The sequence below is a fragment of the Paraburkholderia heleia NBRC 101817 genome, from assembly GCF_000739775.1.
In the GTDB taxonomy this organism is placed as follows: Bacteria; Pseudomonadota; Gammaproteobacteria; order Burkholderiales; family Burkholderiaceae; genus Paraburkholderia; species Paraburkholderia heleia.
Genome location: NZ_BBJH01000001.1, coordinates 39,866 through 59,401, shown reverse-complemented (window position 1 = coordinate 59,401; position 19,536 = coordinate 39,866). Strand labels below are relative to the sequence as shown.

The 19,536-nt window shown below is 65.0% G+C and carries 17 protein-coding genes; 8 read left to right on the top strand and 9 right to left on the bottom strand.

Annotated features, from left to right (window positions below; translation table 11 throughout):
- Nucleotides 1-11 precede the first annotated feature (11 nt).
- Genes BHE01S_RS00245 through BHE01S_RS00230 form a run of 4 tightly spaced genes read right to left on the bottom strand, consistent with a single transcriptional unit; the run spans nt 12 to nt 3,168 of the window.
- Nucleotides 12-1,559 (bottom strand): aromatic/alkene/methane monooxygenase hydroxylase/oxygenase subunit alpha, encoded by a 1,548-nt coding sequence (locus BHE01S_RS00245; RefSeq protein WP_042259245.1) that lies wholly within the window; start codon nt 1,557-1,559, stop codon nt 12-14.
- 37 nt (nt 1,560-1,596) lie between these two features.
- The gene (locus BHE01S_RS00240; RefSeq protein WP_042259243.1) at nt 1,597-1,866 is read right to left on the bottom strand and encodes an MmoB/DmpM family protein; all 270 of its coding nucleotides are present in this window, start codon (nt 1,864-1,866) and stop codon (nt 1,597-1,599) included.
- Between the two features lie 40 nt (nt 1,867-1,906).
- Nucleotides 1,907-2,902 (bottom strand): aromatic/alkene monooxygenase hydroxylase subunit beta, encoded by a 996-nt coding sequence (locus BHE01S_RS00235; protein WP_042259241.1) that lies wholly within the window; start codon nt 2,900-2,902, stop codon nt 1,907-1,909.
- Entirely contained in the window at nt 2,899-3,168 is a 270-nt protein-coding gene (locus tag BHE01S_RS00230; protein ID WP_407669442.1) for a phenol hydroxylase subunit, read from the bottom strand. Before BHE01S_RS00230 ends, BHE01S_RS00235 begins: the two co-directional genes overlap by 4 nt.
- Before the next feature lie 276 nt (nt 3,169-3,444).
- Between BHE01S_RS00230 and BHE01S_RS00225 the strand changes: the two genes are divergently transcribed.
- On the top strand, nt 3,445-5,166 hold the full coding sequence (locus BHE01S_RS00225; protein WP_042259239.1) for a sigma-54-dependent Fis family transcriptional regulator: 1,722 nt from the start codon (nt 3,445-3,447) through the stop codon (nt 5,164-5,166).
- Nucleotides 5,163-5,942 (top strand): GntR family transcriptional regulator, encoded by a 780-nt coding sequence (locus BHE01S_RS00220; protein ID WP_084068433.1) that lies wholly within the window; start codon nt 5,163-5,165, stop codon nt 5,940-5,942. Before BHE01S_RS00225 ends, BHE01S_RS00220 begins: the two co-directional genes overlap by 4 nt.
- A 245-nt stretch (nt 5,943-6,187) precedes the next feature.
- Here the strand turns inward: BHE01S_RS00220 and BHE01S_RS00215 are convergent, their stop codons facing one another.
- Nucleotides 6,188-6,442 carry a hypothetical protein gene (locus BHE01S_RS00215; RefSeq protein WP_042259237.1) on the bottom strand — a complete coding sequence of 85 codons (255 nt, stop codon included), beginning with the start codon at nt 6,440-6,442 and terminating at the stop codon, nt 6,188-6,190.
- A gap of 41 nt (nt 6,443-6,483) precedes the next feature.
- Here BHE01S_RS00215 and BHE01S_RS00210 point away from each other — a divergent pair, with 41 nt between their 5' ends.
- Genes BHE01S_RS00210 through BHE01S_RS00200 form a run of 3 tightly spaced genes read left to right on the top strand, consistent with a single transcriptional unit; the run spans nt 6,484 to nt 11,191 of the window.
- Nucleotides 6,484-7,488 (top strand): polysaccharide deacetylase family protein, encoded by a 1,005-nt coding sequence (locus tag BHE01S_RS00210; protein WP_245639596.1) that lies wholly within the window; start codon nt 6,484-6,486, stop codon nt 7,486-7,488.
- Nucleotides 7,489-7,496: 8 nt separating this feature from the next.
- On the top strand, nt 7,497-8,798 hold the full coding sequence (locus BHE01S_RS00205; protein WP_245639595.1) for a putative glycoside hydrolase: 1,302 nt from the start codon (nt 7,497-7,499) through the stop codon (nt 8,796-8,798).
- Nucleotides 8,753-11,191 (top strand): exo-beta-N-acetylmuramidase NamZ domain-containing protein, encoded by a 2,439-nt coding sequence (locus tag BHE01S_RS00200; RefSeq protein ID WP_084068430.1) that lies wholly within the window; start codon nt 8,753-8,755, stop codon nt 11,189-11,191. Before BHE01S_RS00205 ends, BHE01S_RS00200 begins: the two co-directional genes overlap by 46 nt.
- A gap of 409 nt (nt 11,192-11,600) precedes the next feature.
- On the opposite strand, the gene BHE01S_RS00195 is transcribed toward BHE01S_RS00200, so the two are convergent.
- Nucleotides 11,601-12,116, bottom strand: a complete 516-nt coding sequence (locus BHE01S_RS00195; RefSeq protein WP_042259235.1) for a flavin reductase family protein — start codon at nt 12,114-12,116, stop codon at nt 11,601-11,603.
- Between the two features lie 367 nt (nt 12,117-12,483).
- On the bottom strand, nt 12,484-13,785 hold the full coding sequence (locus BHE01S_RS00190) for an NRAMP family divalent metal transporter (RefSeq protein ID WP_042259233.1): 1,302 nt from the start codon (nt 13,783-13,785) through the stop codon (nt 12,484-12,486).
- Nucleotides 13,786-14,205: 420 nt separating this feature from the next.
- On the opposite strand from BHE01S_RS00190, the gene BHE01S_RS00185 reads away from it, so the two are divergent.
- A complete protein-coding gene (locus BHE01S_RS00185) occupies nt 14,206-15,225 on the top strand; it encodes an alcohol dehydrogenase (RefSeq protein WP_042259232.1) in 1,020 nt (339 codons plus the stop codon).
- Nucleotides 15,226-15,280: 55 nt separating this feature from the next.
- Here the strand turns inward: BHE01S_RS00185 and BHE01S_RS00180 are convergent, their stop codons facing one another.
- The gene (locus BHE01S_RS00180) at nt 15,281-17,047 is read right to left on the bottom strand and encodes a SulP family inorganic anion transporter (RefSeq protein WP_042259390.1); all 1,767 of its coding nucleotides are present in this window, start codon (nt 17,045-17,047) and stop codon (nt 15,281-15,283) included.
- Between the two features lie 408 nt (nt 17,048-17,455).
- Here BHE01S_RS00180 and BHE01S_RS00175 point away from each other — a divergent pair, with 408 nt between their 5' ends.
- Nucleotides 17,456-18,040: an ANTAR domain-containing response regulator gene (locus BHE01S_RS00175; RefSeq protein ID WP_042259230.1), complete on the top strand. Its 585-nt coding sequence runs from the start codon at nt 17,456-17,458 to the stop codon at nt 18,038-18,040.
- 20 nt (nt 18,041-18,060) lie between these two features.
- Nucleotides 18,061-19,182, top strand: coding sequence for a CmpA/NrtA family ABC transporter substrate-binding protein (locus BHE01S_RS00170; RefSeq protein ID WP_042259228.1), 1,122 nt, complete (start codon nt 18,061-18,063; stop codon nt 19,180-19,182).
- Nucleotides 19,183-19,206: 24 nt separating this feature from the next.
- On the opposite strand, the gene BHE01S_RS00165 is transcribed toward BHE01S_RS00170, so the two are convergent.
- Nucleotides 19,207-19,500, bottom strand: coding sequence for an antibiotic biosynthesis monooxygenase family protein (locus BHE01S_RS00165; protein ID WP_042259226.1), 294 nt, complete (start codon nt 19,498-19,500; stop codon nt 19,207-19,209).
- Nucleotides 19,501-19,536 lie beyond the last annotated feature (36 nt).

Genomic DNA, 19,536 nt, shown 5'->3' with positions numbered 1-19,536 from the left:
GCGTCGCCAAATCAGTTGCTCGTGGCCTGGCCGCGCCAGGCAGCAAAGTTCTTCTGGTCCTGCGATCCTTCGAAGTCCATACTGTCTTGCGGGCTCACCTCGTAATAGTCGAGCACGGCAGCAAGCGGATCGAAGCCATCGCTCGTGGGATCGGTGCCGGGCTTGAAGCAGTTGCCCTGATAGATCTGGTGCACAGGCAGCCACGACTGAGTGAACTTCTCCGGTTCGTGATCGAAGATCTCCTTGCAGTGGCCGCTGCAAAAGTGATAGCGGTTGCCCAGATAGTCCGACTCGCGCGCGCAGATCTTCGTCGCATCGCCGGGCTCGGTGAAGAACATCGGGATCTGGCAGGTCTGGCACAGCATCGGCAGCGTCTTCACATAGAAGCGCTCGCCCGCCCGGGCGCGTTCGCCCCAGTGCTCCAGGCGGGGCCGGTAGAGCGCATCGAAGCTCTCCGGGTACTTGGCGGAAAGCCAGGTCATCTCGTCCTCGCGCGGCAACCATGTGTGGAACGGTGCCGCCGCGCCGAAGCTGTAGAACGTCGCCCATGCCTGATGGCTGAGGTGATCCTTGCCTTCGCACGCATCCTTCCAGCCCTTGGGCTCGCGAATGCCGTAACGCGCGAGGTCCTTGAACAGCGCGCCGCCGTTCTGCTCGGCATACATTTCCCACGCTTCCTTCCAGCTCATCACGCGCTTGGGCTGCATGTAATCCATCATCATCGCGACCAGCGTGAGCAGCCGGTAGCCGCGCCAGAACCACTTGTCGATCCAGCGCTGCACGATCGGTACGTTGTCAGGGTCCTGCTCGAGCATGAACTTGATGCACTCGATCCCGAGCGTCATGTGACGCGACTCGTCGGACTGCGCCGAGAAGCCGAACGTCACGGTCGACATGTCTCCGTTGTATGCGGCGCCCGACATGAACGGCACGAACAGCAGATTGGTCAGCACGTACTCGAACGAGAAACTCACCGCGGTGAGGAACTCGAACGGCCCGGCGGTGCAGGCGTCCTCGAAGAACGACTTCGGCACGGAGAGATACCAGACGCGATCGAACCAGTGGTTCGAATGATGCATGCCGTTGAAGAACTTGTTATAGGTGGACATGGCATGCGTTTCGGTCTGGTAGTGACGCAGCTCGTCGATCGACTGCATCTGGCATGCCACGCGCGCACCCTCACCGGTGAAGTGACGGCCGACGTGGGCAAAGCCGCGGTGCGCGTAGTACTCGAGCGGTGTCACGCCCTGAATGAAGAGCTTGAGCGCGTTAATGTAGCGCGCGTCTGTGACGCCGAGGAACGCGTTGTTCTGCGTGAATGCATCAATCACCGCATAGAGCTTCTTTTCCTTCTCGCCCTGGTATTTCCAGTACGCGTCCATCGTCAGGCGGAACGGGTCGACCCATTTGTCCCAATCGTGAATCTTGATGCCTTCGTAGCGATCGAACGGGAAGACCTTTTCCATCGGCTGATAGGAAGTCTCCCAGCCGAGGCCGCGCGTCATGGCAGCGTACCGCTCCTTCAGGCCAAGTTTCTTTTTCAGCACTGGCGTGTCCATTCGTGTCTCCTTCCTGGTAGGGTCCGTATTGCGTGGTTCAGTGTTTCCAGCTCAGCGTGAACTGGTCGTCGTCTTCGTCGAGGTGCCCGGACAACGTGATGAGATTGACCTGCAGCTGCTGCAGATCGAAGCGCGTGCCGATGAGGTTCTCGATGGTTTCGCGCCGGATCGTAAGATGCCCGGGGGCATCGATCTTCACCATGCCCGGAGACTCGACCGCTACAGCATCCGGGTTGTCCGCGAGGATCGCCTCGACTACTGGTCTGGACTCCTCATTGGCCTGAAAGGCGATGAATACGTTGGACATAAATATTTCCTGAATCGATTAGTCAGTTAGTCGGCGGGATTCAATAGCCGATTCCGAGCTTGGCCAGCCGCGCGCGCAATTGCTGGCGCGTCTCATCGAGCGCACGATGGCCGCCCGACGGGAACGCCAGCTCCGCAACCGGCAGCAACGCCGTGGCAGCCTGCTCTTCCCACTTGCATACCCATTGGGTCAGCAACGTCTTGTTGTCTTCGGATTCGGCCGCCATGGTCTTCACGACCGCGTCGACCCAGCGGCTCGACTCGTCGTGCCATTCAGGCATGAAGGCCGTGAGCATCGCCACCGCGCTGCCGCCAGCCAGCGCCACGCGCTCGTCGACGTAGCGTTCGTACACGAGCGGATACAGGAGGCCGTCGAGCGCGAGATTCTGTGCGACAAACAGCTCCACGGGGTCCTGGAGCACGAGCGTGTCTTCCACATAGCGACGCAGCGCTTGCCAGGTGGGGTCGACCATCCAGGCCTGCTTCGCCTCGTCCAGGCGCTCTGGGCCCGACATCGAGAGCGCAAGCCGCGTGAGGTATTGCGCAATACCCAGGTGGTCCATCGCGTGGAACATCGCGGGGGCTGTGAACGCGGTGCCGTAGCCGATCGCGCAGATCTGGGCGTTGTTCATGTTGCCGCCCCACGCCACGTGGCGCAGAGGCACGAGCACCTGCATTGCGTGATTGACGAGTTCGTCGGACATCAGGCCAACCATGCCGCGCGATTCCACGAACTCGAAGTTCGCCTCCATGGTGTCCTGCTGACGCGCTCGCGTCATGGTCCATGACGCGTAGTAGAACTGGCGCGGGTCCTTCAACGCGTACCAGTTCTGCATATGAATGGATGTGCGCGCGGCGTCGAACAGTTCGTGCTCCGGGTCCCACGTGGGCCGGTAGTGGAAGTTCGCGCAGGGCTGGGCGCCCATGATGCCTTCCTGATAGCGCGACGCCGTCTTGTCTCCGCCGATGTATTGCGCCACGTGGGCGTAAGTGTGCCGCAGCGGCTTGATATCCACTGTCTTCAGATCGATGGTCACTGCTTGCTCCTGCTGGTCATGGGTTCGTCTTCCTCCGCAAGCCGCACGGCATTCTGCGCGACACAGAACTCCTCGAATGCTTCTCGCGGCAGCATCAGTTCGACGCAAAGCTCCGGAATACCGACCGAAAACTCGAACTCGACGAACCCTCGCGGGTTGATGCCAGTGACCCTGACAAACTTGCGGGTTGTGTCGAACACGTCGATCGAGGCGGTATCGGCTTGCATGGATGCCGGTGGTTTGAGCATGGCGGGTGTCTCCTTCATGCACGGACCTCAATGCACCATCCATGCCATGCGGCGGCCATGCCAGCCAAAAATCTCGATAATTAAGGGCAAACACTTAGACGCGGTGAGCGGTTTCCGGCCAGAATCGAGGTTAACCCGAGCCTCAAAGAGCGCCCAAATCGACGGTCAATCCATTGATTTTCCGGTTGCTTTCATGATTTGATAAAGGCGTTCACGAGCATTTGATGAATTCATGAAATCGTCGCCTTTTCCGCGCCTCGTAGCGGAAAAATAGAAAATCTCGACGGAGGAGACATGACAGCCCCCCAACCCGCCCCGCGGCCGGACTCACAGCCCGCGCCCTTTCCTGCAGACGCCGACCTCCGGCGGCTGATTCATTTTTCGACCAGCGACGGACGCATCTGGCTCGGCGATCAACGTATGGTGCTGATTCACGCGGCGGCGCTCGGCGCGCTGCGCAAGGAAATGATGGAGAGCGTGGGCCCGGTGCAGACCCGCCGCTATTTCACGCGCGCCGGCTTCGCCGCGGGCGAGCGCGACGCGGCGCTCGCCCGCGAGATCAGGAGCGGCGCATCGCTTTATGACATGTTCGCCGTGGGGCCGCAGCTCCACATGCTCGAGGGCGCGGTACAGGTCAAGCCCATACGCTTCGAGGCCGACCCGCAAACCGGCTACTTCTCCGGCGAGTACCAATGGGAGCACTCATGGGAGGCCGAGGTCCACGCGCGCCACTTCGGTATGCAGACGGAACCGGTCTGCTGGATGCTGATCGGCTACGCCTGCGGCTATACGAGCGCCTTCATGGGACGCACCATCGTGTTCAAGGAAACCGCGTGTGTCGCCCGGGGAGATGCACGCTGCCACATCGTCGGCAAACCGCTCGAAGATTGGCCCGACGCGGATGAGCTCGCCGCCTGGTTCAAGGCCGAGTCGCTGATCAGCACGCTCCAGAATCTGCAGACCGAGGTCGAATCGCTGCGCCGCGAAATTGCACCGGAAGCGAACCGGACACAGCTGATTGGCCAGTCCGAGGCGTTTCGTTCTGCCTATGAATTACTCCAGTTGGCGGCCCCCACGAAAGTGACCGTGCTGCTCACGGGCGAAACCGGCGTAGGCAAGGAGCGCTTCGCGCGCGCCCTGCACGCGTTGAGCTCACGCGCCGACCAGCCTTTCGTGGCTGTCAACTGCGCGGCAATTCCCCATGCGCTGATCGAATCGGAACTGTTCGGCGCGGAAAAAGGCGCCTACACGGGCTCGCAAGCCGCGCGCCCCGGGCGCTTCGAGCGCGCCGAGGGCGGTACGCTTTTTCTCGACGAAGTCGGCGAACTGCCCATGGAAGTGCAGGCCAAGTTGCTGCGTGTGATCCAGGATGGCGAGGTCGAGCGGCTGGGCTCGACCCAGAGCCGGAAGGTCGATGTGCGCCTCGTCACGGCCACGAACCAGGACCTGAGCGGCGCCGTGCGGGACGGGCGCTTTCGTGCCGATCTCTATTACCGCATCAACGTTTATCCCGTGGTCATTCCACCGCTTCGCGAACGGCAATGCGACATCGAACCGTTGGCGCAAGCCATGCTCGAACGCTTTGCGCGGCTGCATGGCAAGGCGGCGCCCAAGCTGACCGACCATGCCTGCGAGGCGTTGCGCCGCTACGCGTGGCCGGGCAATGTGCGCGAACTCGAAAATCTGGTCGAACGTGCGGTCATCCTCTCGAGACCGAATCGGGAGATCGAGGCAAGGGATCTCTTCCCCGGCATTGGATTTCCGGCAGGCGCATCGGTCGACCAGCGCGGCCAGCTTGCGGACAGCCGGGCGACGCAGATAGACTGCCATGCGCTGCTCGATCAGTTGCAAAACTGTGCCGGCGGACTGGAAGGGCTCGAGCGCGCATTGCTGCGTGAAGCCGTGGACAAGGCCAAAGGCAATCTTTCCGCCGCGGCGCGCATGCTTGGCCTGACACGACCGCAGCTCAGCTATCGCCTGAGCCGCGATGAGGACAAGGAGGGGCAGCAACCATGAACACGACTCATCCGGCCCATCCGCTCAGCGCCGCTTTTGCAGTCGATGCGACACAGCCCGCGCTGACCTTCTCCACTGCTGCGTCGCTTCAAGCCGAGGAGTCCAATGGCCCGCCTGCCCGCACGCTCGGCGAGCAGGCTTATCATCAACTGCGCCAGCACATCATCGAAGGTCGCTACCCGCCTGGCGCGAAGCTGCGCGTCGAGCATCTGAAAGACGTGTACAACGTGGGCGCGGGCACGCTGCGCGAGGCGCTCACGCGGCTCGTGAGCGACGCACTCGTCGTGGCAGAAGGCCAGCGCGGATTCCGCGTCACACCCATGTCGCTGGCCGACCTCGAAGACATCACGCGCTTGCGCATTCATATCGAGGTGGAGGCGTTGCGCGAATCCGTGCGGCGCGGCGACCACGCGTGGGAGCAACGCGTGCGAGAGAGCTTCGAGATGCTATCCGCGTTCGAGCAACCCGTCTCGGTCGAGAACCGGTCGGCCTGGGAAGTGCATAACCGCCGCTTTCACGAAGCGCTGATCTCTGCCGCGGCCTCGCCGTGGACGTATCTGGTCCTGCGGATTCTCTCGCAGCATGGCGAGCGCTATCGCCGGGTTTGCATCGGCCTCGTCGACACCCGTCGCGACGTGCACCTGGAACACCTGCGCATTTTCGAGGCCGCCATGCAGCGCGCCGATGCGCGCGCGGCGCTCGCGCTGGAGGACCACATCGGCGCGACGCTGATGATCGTGCGCCGGGCACCGGCGGGCACGCTGCCCTTTGCGTGAGCGCGTTCCCGGCTGTCCATGCACGGCGGGACCCCCGCGGCTATACCATGAAACGGGAGCCGAACGCTGTATATCGTCGAGCGTGACAACGGCGGCGAGGCATCCCGATTCGTCGACGACCGGCAGCCGGCGTATATCTGTCCCGCCGTAAGCTGATCGGGATTCCCGCCGCTGGCCATCACGGCGACGACGAGATCGCGGTCCGTCACCAGCTCAACTGGCGTGCATGATTGTCCTCCGGTTCGCTAGACGGCGGCACGCCGTGTCTGCACCTGGTAGCCATCTGCCGCGATCGTCCAGTCGACCACGCGCTGTGCCTGTTCGAATTCGAGAATGGCTCCTGCAATGGCGTCGTCGACATCCGGGGCCGCTTGCGGGATGCGCATCAACTCGCACCGGTGCGCAAAGCCGCGGTGATCGAGGATTTCCTTGTAGAACACAACGTCCACGCCCGCCATTGCCGAAGCCGATTCCCGTGCGGCGCGGGCACCCATCTGCATTTCCGATGCTCGATGTCATGTCCTGACCGCTGGAACGAAACTTGTGCTGCGCGCCGCGTGGACGCCACAAACGCATCATCCATTGCCTCCTCGCCGCGCCATTGATTCAGGTCAAGCGTGGACGGGAGCGGAACCGTTGGAATGGATATAGCAACCAAAAAACGACGCGGCGCGTAGTGGCGGCAGCAACCCGCGCACGGCAACAAGCAGAAGAACTGGACAAGAACATGCGCTTTCTTCTCCGCAAGACCCGCGGCATATCGATGATGCTTCTGGCCGTGGCGACGGCGTTGTACCCGTTGACGGCACATGCAGACGCTGCGCAACCCGTATCCGAGGCCACGATCCTCGTCTACCATCGCTTCGCTCAGGACGCGGCGGACTCGATGACGGTGCGCGTCACCACATTCGAAGCGCATCTCGCCTGGCTGCGCGCGCACGGCTACCAGATCGTGTCGCTGCGCGATATCGTCACCTGGCTCGAAGATCCTTCGGCGCGGCTGCCATCCAGGGCGATTGCCATCACCGTCGATGACGGTCATCGCTCGGTCTACGAAGTCATGCGTTCGATCGTCCTGCGCGAGCGATTTCCGGTAACCCTGTTCATCTATCCCTCGGCCATCTCGAATGCGTCGTATGCGATGACCTGGCCTGAGTTGCGGGAACTGCGCGACACCGGGCTCTTCGACATCCAGTCGCACACCTGGTGGCATCCGAACTTCAACACCGAGCGGCGGCGCCTGTCGGCGCCCGCATTCGAGCAGTTCGCGCTGACGCAGTTCGCGCACTCCCGCGAGTTGCTCGAGCACCAGCTCGGCGGCCACGTCGACCTGCTCGCCTGGCCGTTCGGCATCCATGACGATGAACTCGCCGGGCTCGCACAACATGCGGGGTACCGCGCCGCCTTCACGATTGAGCCGCACCACGTCACCCGCTCGACGCAACCGCTCGCGATACCGCGCTTTCTGATGGTCGACGCCTGCACGCCCGAACGCCTCGGCCAGCTGCTCGGCGAGCATCCGTCCACCCTGCAGACAAAACCATGAGCCCCGCCATGCCCTCTTTCGTCAAGTCCGCCATGAAAACCGCCGCCATCCGGTACGCGATCTCGTGGTTCGCCGCCCTCGCCGTCGGGCTCGCGTGCGGGAATGCCGGTGCGCAGGCGGCGGCCGGAACCCAAGGCGTGGTCATCGATGCGAACACGCGCGCGCCCATACCGCAAGCCATCGTGACGATCGGCGGACGCGCGCTGCGTACAGACGCATACGGGGCATTTCACGCACCCGCGCCGGGCACGAACATCGCGGCGCGCGCTCCGGGCTACCTGCGCGCGCAGGCGATCGTCGCCAGTGATGCGCCCGTGACGATCGCGCTCACGCCGTTCCGGCCCAGGGCGGTCTACCTGTCCGTGTTCGGCGTGACGAGCCGCACCCTGCGCAGCGCCGCCGTGGCGCTCAAAGCGAGCAACGGGATCAACGCGCTCGTGATCGACGTCAAGGGCGACCGCGGGATCACGCCGTGGCGCGACGCCGCGCGTGACGCCATCGGCGCAATCCGCCACGTGAGCGTGCAGCCGCCTTACATCGACGACTTCGCCGCACTCGTCGCCACGCTCCACCAACAGGGCTTCTACCTGATCGCGCGCGTCGTCGTCTTCAAGGATGATCCGCTTGCCAGCGCCCATCCCGAATGGGCGGTGCGCGACGCGTCAGGCGAGCCGTGGCGCGACCGCGAGTCGCTGCAATGGGTCGATCCTTTCCAGCAGGCGATCTGGGCGCACAATATCGACATGGCCGAGGAGGCCGCGCGCATCGGCTTCGACGAGATCCAGTTCGACTACGTCCGCTTTCCCGACGCACCGGGCCTGCGCTTCAGCCAGCCGAACACGCGCGCGAACCGCACGGCCGCGATCGTCGGGTTTCTCAATACGGCCCGCGCACGCCTCGCGCCCTATAACGTGTTCGTCGCCGCGGATATCTTCGGCTACGTGTGCTGGAACCTCGACGACACGGCTATCGGCCAGCAGATCGAGCAGCTTGGCGCGCCGCTCGACTACATCTCGCCGATGCTCTATCCGTCGGGTTTCACATGGGGGCTGCCCGGCTGCAATCGCCCGACGGCGGAGCCTGGCCAGATCGTGGGCCGCTCGCTCGCCGAGGCAAAGACGCGCACCGGCTTGCCGGGCGTGCGCTTCAGGCCATGGCTTCAGGCGTTTCGCGACTACGCGTTCGATCATCGTGAATTCGGCGCCGAGGCAATTCGCGCACAGGTGGACGCCGCCGATGCCGCCGGCACCGACGGCTGGATGCTATGGAACCCGCGCAATCACTACGATCCGGCGCAGTTGCCGCATTGACGCGCAAGCGCCCTGGCATCCCGGCGTGGCTGCTTGCGGCCGTACTTGCCGTCGCCTTAACGGACTGCGCCGTGCAGCCCCCTCAACTGGCGCCTGTCACGGGCGTGCCGCCGTTGGCCGCCCAGCCGCCATCCGGGGCACTGCCCGCGCCGGGGGCACAGGTGCCGTCCGGGCTCGAAGCAATCGTCGCCGCGCAGATCGCGGCGGGGCATGTTCCTGGCGCCGTGGTCGTCGCGGGCGATGCCCACACGATCGCATGGACCTACGCCGCTGGCGCACGCACGCGCGGGCCACAGCCCGATCCGATGACGATGGACACTGTTTTCGACATGGCATCCCTTACCAAGGTGATCGCGACGACGACGGCCGTGCTCCAGCTCGTGGAAGCGGGACGCCTCGATCTCGACGCACCCGTCGCGCGTTACTGGCCGGCTTTTGGCGCGCACGGCAAAGGCAATATCACCGTGCGCGAGCTGCTCTCGCATACGTCGGGGCTGCCGCCCGAGGTGCCCATCGCGCACGCTGCCGATGCGGACGACGTCCTGCGCGAAGCAGCCGATGCTGTTCCGGTCGCTGCGCCGGGCGCGCGCGCGATCTACAGCGATGTCAACTTCATCGTCCTTGCGAAGCTCGTGGAGCGCGCAAGTGGCGAACGCTTCGACGTCTGGTGCAGGGAGCACATTTTCGCGCCGCTCAGGATGATCAATACGGGCTTCAGGCCAGGTGCCGCTCCAGACATCGCGCCAACCAGCGGCCTCGCGCGCGGGACCGTGCACGACCCGATCGCAGCACGCATGGGCGGTGTCGCGGGGCATGCCGGCCTTTTCTCGACTGCAGGCGATCTCGCGCGCTACGCGCGCATGCTGCTGCAAGGTGGCACGATGGACGGCGTGCGCATCCTGGGCGCGTCGAGTATCGCCCTGCTCGCGCAGCCCGCCTCTCCCATCGATGCGCCGCCGTGGCGCGGTCTGGGCTGGGAACTCCAGGCGCCGCTGGCGGCGAACCGCGACCGGCTCGTTCCGGTCGGGGCATTGACGCATACCGGCTATACGGGCACGGCCCTGTGGATCGACTTCGCAACGGGCCGCTTTCTGATCGTGCTGAGCAACCGCGTGCTAATGGGCCCGAGCGGCGACGCTCAGCCCTTGCGCGCGCAGATCAGTTCACTGGTGGCAAGCGGCGCTCCGCCGTTATCCGAAGCCCAGCTCGCGCAGCGCCTGCCGTGGGCCGCGGCGACGCTCGCGGCAGCGCGGGTCGTGCCGCATTCACACGGGCCGGTGATGACAGGTCTCGACGTCCTTGCCGCACAGGGTTTCGCGCCGCTCGCAGGATTGCGCATCGGCCTCGTAACGAACCAGAGCGGCATTGACGGCGAAGGCCGACGCACGCTCGACGTGCTCGCCCACGCGCCAGGTGTTGAGCTGCGGGCACTGTTCGCGCCCGAGCACGGCCTGAATGGTGCCATCGACGCACCGTTCGGCGACACGACCGATGCAGCAACGGGACTTCCGGTGATCAGCCTTTATGGCAGCGGCCAACGCTTTCCTGCCCATGCACTCGACGGACTCGACGCGCTCGTCTTTGACCTCCAGGACGCGGGCGTGCGCTTCTTTACCTATGAGACGACGCTTGGCTACGCGCTCGAAGCCGCTGCGGCACGCGGCATTCCGGTTTTCGTGCTCGACCGCCCTGACCCGTTGGGCGCCGCGCACTTCGGTGGACCGAGACTCGACGCCGGACGCACGTCGTTCACCGGCTACGCGGCGCTACCGCTGCAGCCCGGCATGACCCCTGGCGAGCTTGCGCGGTACTTCAACAGCGAGCGGCGCATCGGCGCGGACCTGCATGTCGTACCCATGAGCGGATACCACCGTGAGATGACGTTCACGGACACCGGCCTCGCATGGACGCCACTCTCGCCCAACCTGCGCACGCCACAGGCACTCGCGCTTTACCCAGACGTGGCGCTGATCGAGGGCGCGAACGTGAGCGTCGGGCGCGGCACGCCCCATCCCTTCGAGTGGATCGGCGCACCATGGATCGACGGCGTTGCGCTGGCCGCCTCGTTGAACGCGGCGAACGCGGGCGCGCGCTTCGAGCCGATCGATTTCGTGCCAACCGAATCCGCCTGGCACGGCGTGCTGTGTCACGGCGTGCGCGTGGTACACGCAGACGCCACCCGCACGCCGGGCATGCTAGGTCTCACCCTGGTCGCGGTGTTGCACCGCGCCTGGCCACAAACCTTTGACTTCGCAGCGACGCGCGCCCTGATTGGCTCAGAAGACGTGTGGCAGGCGTTGGGTCGCAACGTCGATCTGGCGCAGGCCCTTGAGATCGCGCGGCGGCAGACGCGCGCCTTTGCGCCAGAGCGCATGCGCTATCTGTTGTACTGAAGGGAGTGTGCTTCGGTCGTACGACCGGTTGATGCGGGTCAAGCACTCGATCGTTCGATGTTATGGAATAGAAAACACATGCGCGGTTTGAGCGGCGCGTTCCATTGCCGCCAGTTCATCGCATGCCTATCCTTGCCAACCCGGAGTACCGCGCGCGGCGGCGAGCCGCCACCGACCCGCAGCCCGCCGGGCGCTATGCGTCATTAATTCAGGATAACAGATCAATGTCACCGGCCAACACTGCTTCCCCTTCGTTTGAAGCCCGCGAACGCGGCAGCCTCTTCGAACCCGTCCAGCCTGGACCCATCACGCTCGCGAACCGCATTGTGATGGCGCCGCGTCACGCAGACCGTGCATGCGCGCGAGCGCACTTTCCCTGACCCGTGTTCGTTTCCGTTCGTCGATGGACTCACCGCTTTCCGGATTCGAGGCGCAACTCCTCTCCGTCGATCACGAAGACACCGTATCCCCGATGGTGCAGCGTCCTGGGCGTCCGCTGGTCGCGCCGGCCCCACGCGCACACGACCTCCAGCACGAACAGTTCGTAGCGCGGCACGAGCCGCGTGTCGATCACCCGGCATTCGAGGTTCGCGAAGCATTCCGATACGATCGGCGCATCGACCTCCTTTGCGGGTAGAGGCGTCAGGCCCGTCCGCGCGAACTTGTCGATGTCGCGACCGGAACAATTGCCCACTTCGACCACTTGCTGCGCGAGCGATACATCCGGCACAGCAATCACGCATTCGCGGTTCGAACGCAGCGCAGCGAAGCTGTAGTCGGCACGGCTCACGACACAGGCTATGCGCGGGGGCTCGAACTCGACCATCGAATGCCACGACATCGTCATGACGTTGCAGCGTCCCTCATTCGACGTCGTCAACAACACCACCGGCCCGGGCTCCAGTAGCTGATAGACCCCGGACATCGGGACCGGCGCGAAGCCAGCATTGGTCAGACGAGCGCGAGCCGATTGCCGACCACGTTTCACGTTTCCCATTGGCATGACCGTGTCTCCCGCGACTATGCGCGCTACGGCAGAGCGCACCTGTTGTGACTCTCTTACGCTTGGCACCACCGTTATTTGTGTAGCGACGCCTTGCTGCCCCGAACAACTCGATGCCGCCATGGGTCTCGCACGCGATACCGGCGCGGAGTTGCCGCCCCTTTATGTAATCGACACGTGCGCCTGGTGCCGTTACGGGCGGCGGTGCTGCAGCAAGAAACGCCGGCTGATCGCCCGGCGGGCCATATCGGCCTGACTCCCCTGGCGCCCACGCCAAACACGGCATCCGCTAATGCGGAATGAGCATCGAGAGGGCCGCGCCTCCCATCACGGCGGTCGCGGTCCATCCGAGTGCACGCACTGGCCGGCTTGCGGTGAACGGGCCCATTACCGCGGGTTTCGACACGAGGACGATGACCACGACCATTAGCGGCACCGCGACCATTCCATTGATGACCGCACTCCAGAACAGGGCGCGCATGGGACTGATTGGCGAGTACTGCAGGGCGAGCGCGACGAGCACGCTCGCCGCGATGATGCCGTAGAAGCCGCGCGCGTCGGCTACAGGGCGCTCGAGCCCCTCCTTCCACCCCATCGCCTCCGAGAGCGCGTAGGCCCCCGATCCGGCAAGCACCGGCACGCCAATCAGCCCGACGGCGAAAATGCCCACCGCGAAGAGAAGATATGCGAAGTCGCCGGCAAGCGGGCGCAGGGCGCTCGCTGCCTGCGCTGCCGTATTGATATCGGTTACGCCGGCAACATGCAGCGTCACACCCGTGGCAAGAATGATGAACCACGCCGTGATGTCCGAATAGAACATGCCGCTCCACGTATCCCAACGAATGCGTCGCAATTCGGTGGAAGCGGCATGCGGATCGGTCACGAGCGGCGCACTTCCGTGTTTTGCCTGCATGTCCTCGACTTCCTCGGATGCCTGCCAGAAGAACAGATACGGGCTGATGGTGGTACCGAACACGCCGAGCACGACGGCCGCCGAAGAGGCACCGGGCGTGAAGTGCGGCCACACGGTGCGTAGCGCCACTTGCCGCCATGGCACGTGAACCGTAAATAGCACTGCCGCGTAGGCAAGCAGTGAAAGCGTTAGCCACTTCAGGAAGAACACGTACCGGTGATATGGCACGAACACCTGAAGCAGCAGCGTCGCCAGAACGAAGGAAGTCGTCATCAGGTGGCGATCGACGCCGGTCACCAGTTCAGCGGCTTCGCCCATGGCGGCCACGTCGGCTGCGATGTTGAGCGTATTGGCCGCGAGCAGCAGCGCCACGACGCCGTAAAGCACGATCGGCGGAAACACGGACTTGATGTTGGCGGCCAGCCCCTTGCCCGTGACCCTGCCGAGATTGGCGCACATTGACTGAACCGCCGCCATCAACGGGAAGGCGAGCGGCATCGTCCACAGCATGCCAAGACCAAACTGCGCGCCCGCCTGGGAATACGTGGCAATGCCACCAGGGTCATCGTCCGCCACACCGGTGATCAACCCGGGCCCGACCCGGGCGAGCGGGTGTTCCTTCAGGCGGGCGAGCCATTCCCTTGAGATGGCGGACTGTGTCCTGTTTTCGACCTGCATCGGTTCTCCTCGGTAGCAGTCGGCCGGAGTTTTTTGGGGGCGCACTGGAACATGGACTGGCAATCACGCCGGCTCACGCGGCCCGCTGTCCATTGAATCAGCCGTTCTGGCGCCAGCATTGACATACATCAAGCGTGCCCGATGGAGCGACGGCGCCGCCGGCGGGCCGCGCGAATTGCGTTGCGCATCACTCGCCATCCCGGGGCGGGTAACCGGCACGATTGAAGCGACGAATCCGGAGAATGTCGGCTGCGCCCATATTCTTTAGCCTCCGCATCATCCCAACGCTAACAAACCTCCCTCGCAAGTCGCAACGCGCCGCGCAACACGAAGCGCCCGCACCATCGTCCTACAATGTGGCGGTAGCCACGCGTCGCCACGACATCACCGCCACAAACCCCACTTTTCCAGGAGCCGACGATGCCAAAGATGCACGTAGTGCAGGTAGCAAAACCGGGCGCCCCTCTCGAACTGGTCGAGCGCGATATTCCCGAGCCGCCCGAGGGACACGTCCTCGTCAAGGTGCAGGCCTGCGGGATCTGCCACAGCGATTCGCTCACGAAAGAAGGCCAGTGGCCAGGCCTGCAGTTTCCCCGTGTGCCCGGCCACGAGATCGCAGGCGTGATTGAAAAGCTTGGCGCGCGCGTCGACGAATGGAAGGTCGGGCAGCGCGTCGGCGTAGGCTGGCACGGCGGCCACTGCGGCCATTGCGAACATTGCCGCCACGGCGACTTCGTGCTCTGCAAGAACGGGCAAATTCCCGGCATCAGCTACGACGGCGGCTATGCCGATTACATGGTGGCGCCGCAGGAAGCGCTCGCACGCATGCCCGACGACCTCTCCGACGTCGACGCCGCGCCGCTCCTGTGTGCCGGCATCACCACCTTCAATGCGTTGCGCCACAGCGGCGCACGCGCGGGCGATGTCGTGGCGATTCTCGGCATTGGCGGTCTCGGCCATCTCGGCGTGCAGTACGCACGCAAAATGGGCTTCGTCACCGTCGCCATCGCGCGCGGCCAGGACAAGGCGCCGCTCGCGAAACAGCTCGGCGCACATCACTACATCGACAGCGCCTCGCAGGACGTCGCGCAAGCCCTGCTCGCGCTGGGCGGCGCGCGCGTGATCCTCGCCACGGCCACGAGCGGCAAAGCCATGAGCGCCGTGCTGGGCGGGCTCGGCCTGAATGGCAAGCTGATCATGCTCGGCGTGTCGGAGGAGCCCGTGGAAGTGCCGATCACGCAATTCATCATGGGACGCCACTCGCTGCAGGGCTGGCCCTCGGGCACCGCTGCAGATTCTCAGGAGACCCTGGCATTCAGCGCGCTCTCGGGCGTCAAGCCGATGATCGAGGAATATCCGCTGTCGCGCGCCGCACAAGCCTATGAGCGGATGATGAGCGGCAAAGCGCGCTTTCGCGTGGTGCTCAAGCCCGGCGCCTGACCGGCATCGAGGCCAGTTGCGCTGGCGCGAGAACCGGCACCGCTTCGGCTTTGCGCTACCGTCCCGTTTGCGGCCCGGCCTCGTCCTGCGCGAGGCCGGTCTCGTCGACATAGCGATCGACAGCACTGCTTACGGTCGGATCGAAGCGGTCCGGGCCGATATCTTCGAGCAGGTCGAAGCGCTTGAGCTTGTCGCGCACCGGGTCCTTCATCTCCGCGAAATGCAGCGCGATGCCGCGCTCGCGCAACGCATGGGTCAGTTCGCGCAGCATGTCGGCGGACGTGACGTCCACGCTCGTCACGGGCTCCGCCGCCACCACGACCCGGCGCACCGGCGTGGGCGACGCTTCCACCGCTTCCATCAGCCGCTGCTGAAACAGATCGGCATTCGCGAAGAACAACGGCGCGTCCCAACGAAACAGCACGAGTCCCGGTGTGCGCACGGCGTCGGGATAGCGCTCGATGTCGTGATAGCCGCGCACCCCTTCCACGCGGCCGAGCACCGCGAAATGGGGCCGCCAGCCGTCCCAGAGGAATTCGATCACGGCGATCAGGACGGCGAGGCCAATGCCGGGAATCGCCCCGAAAACCGCGACTGCCGCGAAGCAACCGATCGACAGCCAGAACTCCCACTGCTGAATGCGGTAGATGCGTTTGAGATCGGCGATTTCGAACAGTCCGAGCGCGGCGGCGATCACCACGGCGGCGAGCGCGCTACTGGGCAAATAGCGCAACAGATTGGGCGCGACCATGAGCAGCGCCGCCACCGCGAGCGCGCCCACTACGCCGGTCAGCTGCGTGCGGGAGCCCGCGGCTTCGGCAACCGGCGTGCGCGACGCGCTGCTGCTGATCGGAAAACCCTGGAACAAGCCGGCCGCGAAGTTCGCCACGCCGAGGCCCACCATCTCCTGGTTCGGGTCGACGCGCGCATGAAAGCGCGCTGCATAGGTGCGCGAGAGCACGCTGGTATCGGCGAAGGCGATCAACGCGACGGCCGCGCCGCCGAGGACGATCTTGACCAGGTCCGCGTTGGCGACCCACGGCAGCGAGAGTCCGGGCAAGCCCTGGGGAATCGTGCCCAGCACTTTTACGCCGACGCTGTCGAGATGGAAGAGACTGACCGAAAGCGTGGCCACGATCACGGCGATCAGGATGCCGGGCACCTTGTCGAAGCGCTTGAGCACCAGGATCAGCATGAGGCTTCCCGCGCCCACGGCGAAGCTGTACCAGTTGGCCTCGCCGCGCGCCACGGCCCGAACGAGGCTGAGCAGGTCCCGCATCGGCCCCTGCTCGTCGACGGAGATGGCGAAGAGCTTCGGCAACTGGCTGATGAGCACGGCGAGCGCAATGCCGTTCATGTAGCCGTATCGAATGGGCTTGGACAGCAGCTCCGTGATGAAGCCGAGGCGCAACAGCCCCATGACGACGCAGACGAGCCCGGAAACGATCGCCATCATGCTCGCCACGCCGATGGCGCGTGCGGGGTCGCCGCCCGCTACCTGCGCCACCACGGCGAGTATGGGCGCGGCAAGCGCGGAGTCGGGGCCGAGCACGAGGATGCGGCTGGGCCCGAAAATGGCATAGGCGAGCAGTGGAATGATCGTGGCATAGAGGCCGTAGACGCCGGGCACGCCGGACGCCGCCGCGTAGGCAATGCCGACCGGCACGAGCATGGTGGTCAGCACCAGCCCCGCGGCGAGATCGTTGAGCAGCCAGGCGCGTTGATAAGTCTTGAGCAACGTGACGCCGGGCAGCCAGCGCAGCCAGGGCCGGCTTGTAGTTGCGCTGGCGGGCTGTGCTTGGGGGGAGGCAGGTCTTTCCATTTCCATTGGCCGGTTAATTGTCGTGGGAATGCTGGCGCTGGGAATCGTGGAGCCGACGGCGTGCGCTAAAAAGGATAGGTGAAATACGCGTGTCACAAAAGCCGCGTCCGGCTGTCTCGACTCCCGAATCCCGAGCGCGGATTCACGCCGTCCGCCCGCACGCTTGCGGTCACCGCCCGCAACGGCTGCGCCAATTGGGTGCGCCGCGCCGCTTCCCGCACTGCTGCGGTGCACAACGCATTGCGCGCCGCGTTTGCGCACGGCGCGCCTCAAACCCCATCGGGCATGGCTTTGCGGCCGACGGCCAAACTGGCACTCGCCTTGCTTAACACTCATGCGCGCCCCGCGATGGCGCGTCATGCACCGATTAACCGTCGAAGACATCATGCCGACGATCACCGAGTCCCCATGCTGCGCGTACTGCTCGTAACCGACACCGACAAGCCTATCGGCGACCTGCGCGACGCGCTAGCCAAGCTCGGCTACGACATGCTCGCCGAGCCCGCGACGCCGCAGGGGCTGCATCGCGTCGTCGAGCGCGAGCGGCCCGACGTCATCATCATCGATACCGAGTCGCCCTCGCGCGACACGCTCGAACAGCTCGCGGTGATGAACGCCACCGCGCCGCGCCCGGTGCTGATGTTCAGCCACGATGCCAACCAGCAGCTCATCCGCTCGGCTGTGAATGCGGGTGTGACCGCCTATCTCGTGGAAGGACTCGCGAGCGAGCGCCTCGCGCCGATCCTCGAAGTCGCGCTCGCGCGCTTCGCTCAGGAAGCGCAGTTGCGCGAGCGTCTCACGCAGGCCGAAAACGAACTGGCCGAGCGCAAGCTGATCGACCGCGCAAAGCGCATCCTGATGGAGCAACAGAAGCTGACCGAGCCCGCCGCCTACGCGGCGCTGCGCAAGCGCGCGATGAATCAGAGCGTGAAGCTCGCCGAGGTCGCCCGCCAGATCGTCGCGCTTGCGCAAGCGCAGGAACGACCCGACTGAGCAGGAACGAAGCGCCACCTATGAACGCCACCCCCCCTCTCGCCGCGCCCGAGAAAACCCATCTGAAGATCGGCTTCGTGCCGCTCGCCGACGCCGCGCCGCTCGTCGCGGCGAAGCTGCTGGAGTTCGGCCACGCGCACGGCCTCACGCTCGAACTCTCGCGCCAGCCCTCCTGGGCCGCACTGCGCGACAAGCTGCTGTCGGGCGAACTCGACGCAGCGCACTCGCTTTACGGGCTCGTATATGGCGTGCAGCTCGGCCTGGGCGGCCCGCAAACCGACATGGCCGTGCTGATGGTGCTCAACCGCAACGGGCAGGCCATTTCGCTCTCGAACCGTCTGGCGGATGCGCTCGCCGAGCACGGCTCGCTGCCGCGCGCGCTCGCGACGCTCGCGCGCAAGCCCGTGTTCGCGCAGACCTTCCCCACCGGCACGCACGCGATGTGGCTGTACTACTGGCTCGCTTCGCAAGGCGTGCATCCGCTGCGCGACATCGAGAGCGTGGTGATACCGCCGCCGCAGATGGTGGCCGCGCTCGCCGAAGATCGCCTCGATGGCCTGTGCGCGGGCGAGCCGTGGCCTGGGCTCGCGCAGCAGCGCGGCGTGGGACGCACGGTCATCGCGAGCGGGGCGATCTGGCCGGATCATCCCGAAAAGGTGCTCGCCTGCCGGCGCGATTTCGTGCAACGCTATCCGAACACGGCGCGCGCGCTCGTGCAGACGATGCTCGAAGCGTGCCGCTGGCTGGACGGCGAAGGCAATCGGCGGGAGATTGCGCAGTGGCTTGCGCGCCCGGAAATGCTGGATGTGGACGCCGCGCTGATCGCGGCGCGGCTCGAAGCGGACCCAGCATCACGCCCGCCGGGCATGAAGTTCTTCGAGGAAGGCCGCGTGAATTATCCGCATGAATCCGAAGGCGTGTGGTTTCTGACGCAGTTCGAACGATGGGGCATGCTCGCGCGCCGAAGCGACTATCGCGAGATCGCGCGCGGCTTGAACCAGACGGCGCTGTACGGGCAAGCGGCGGCGGCGATGGGGATTGCGCTGCCGGAAGGGACGGCCACCGCGCCGTTCGTCGACGGACGCGTTTGGGACGGAGAAGACGCGGTGGGCTATGTGGAGGGGTTCGGCATCAAGGCGTAAGCGCGGCTGGCCGCGCTCAGCTGCTTACTTCACGACCACCTGGGTGTGTCCTACGACAGGCGGCTTCTCGAAGTACGGCCCGACGAGGCGGCGCCATTCCTGAAAGTCATCCGACTCGCGAAAGTGCACCATGTGATCCTCGACGGTATCCCACTGCACGACGAGCACATACTGGTTCGGCTCCTCCACGCCGCGCTGCAGCTCCACGCTGCGGCAGCCGCGCGCGCGGTGAAAAAGCGGCAGCGCCTGTGCGACGCCCGCCTCGAATTCGGCGTTCTTGCCTGCGCTCACCGTGATGTGCGCCATCTCGTAGACCATCCTCTTCTCCTTGTGATTCGCGTTGATTCGCATTGG

Excerpts from the sequence above, each read along its gene's own strand:
- BHE01S_RS00245 (WP_042259245.1), bottom strand. The coding sequence starts at position 1,559 with ATGGACACGCCAGTGCTGAAAAAGAAACTTGGCCTGAAGGAGCGGTAC.
- BHE01S_RS00240 (WP_042259243.1), bottom strand. The coding sequence starts at position 1,866 with ATGTCCAACGTATTCATCGCCTTTCAGGCCAATGAGGAGTCCAGACCA.
- BHE01S_RS00230 (WP_407669442.1), bottom strand. The coding sequence starts at position 3,168 with ATGAAGGAGACACCCGCCATGCTCAAACCACCGGCATCCATGCAAGCC.
- BHE01S_RS00225 (WP_042259239.1), top strand. The coding sequence starts at position 3,445 with ATGACAGCCCCCCAACCCGCCCCGCGGCCGGACTCACAGCCCGCGCCC.
- BHE01S_RS00220 (WP_084068433.1), top strand. The coding sequence starts at position 5,163 with ATGAACACGACTCATCCGGCCCATCCGCTCAGCGCCGCTTTTGCAGTC.
- BHE01S_RS00215 (WP_042259237.1), bottom strand. The coding sequence starts at position 6,442 with ATGCAGATGGGTGCCCGCGCCGCACGGGAATCGGCTTCGGCAATGGCG.
- BHE01S_RS00205 (WP_245639595.1), top strand. The coding sequence starts at position 7,497 with ATGCCCTCTTTCGTCAAGTCCGCCATGAAAACCGCCGCCATCCGGTAC.
- BHE01S_RS00200 (WP_084068430.1), top strand. The coding sequence starts at position 8,753 with ATGGAACCCGCGCAATCACTACGATCCGGCGCAGTTGCCGCATTGACG.
- BHE01S_RS00195 (WP_042259235.1), bottom strand. The coding sequence starts at position 12,116 with ATGTCCGGGGTCTATCAGCTACTGGAGCCCGGGCCGGTGGTGTTGTTG.
- BHE01S_RS00190 (WP_042259233.1), bottom strand. The coding sequence starts at position 13,785 with ATGCAGGTCGAAAACAGGACACAGTCCGCCATCTCAAGGGAATGGCTC.
- BHE01S_RS00185 (WP_042259232.1), top strand. The coding sequence starts at position 14,206 with ATGCCAAAGATGCACGTAGTGCAGGTAGCAAAACCGGGCGCCCCTCTC.
- BHE01S_RS00180 (WP_042259390.1), bottom strand. The coding sequence starts at position 17,047 with ATGGAAAGACCTGCCTCCCCCCAAGCACAGCCCGCCAGCGCAACTACA.
- BHE01S_RS00175 (WP_042259230.1), top strand. The coding sequence starts at position 17,456 with ATGCTGCGCGTACTGCTCGTAACCGACACCGACAAGCCTATCGGCGAC.
- BHE01S_RS00170 (WP_042259228.1), top strand. The coding sequence starts at position 18,061 with ATGAACGCCACCCCCCCTCTCGCCGCGCCCGAGAAAACCCATCTGAAG.
- BHE01S_RS00165 (WP_042259226.1), bottom strand. The coding sequence starts at position 19,500 with ATGGTCTACGAGATGGCGCACATCACGGTGAGCGCAGGCAAGAACGCC.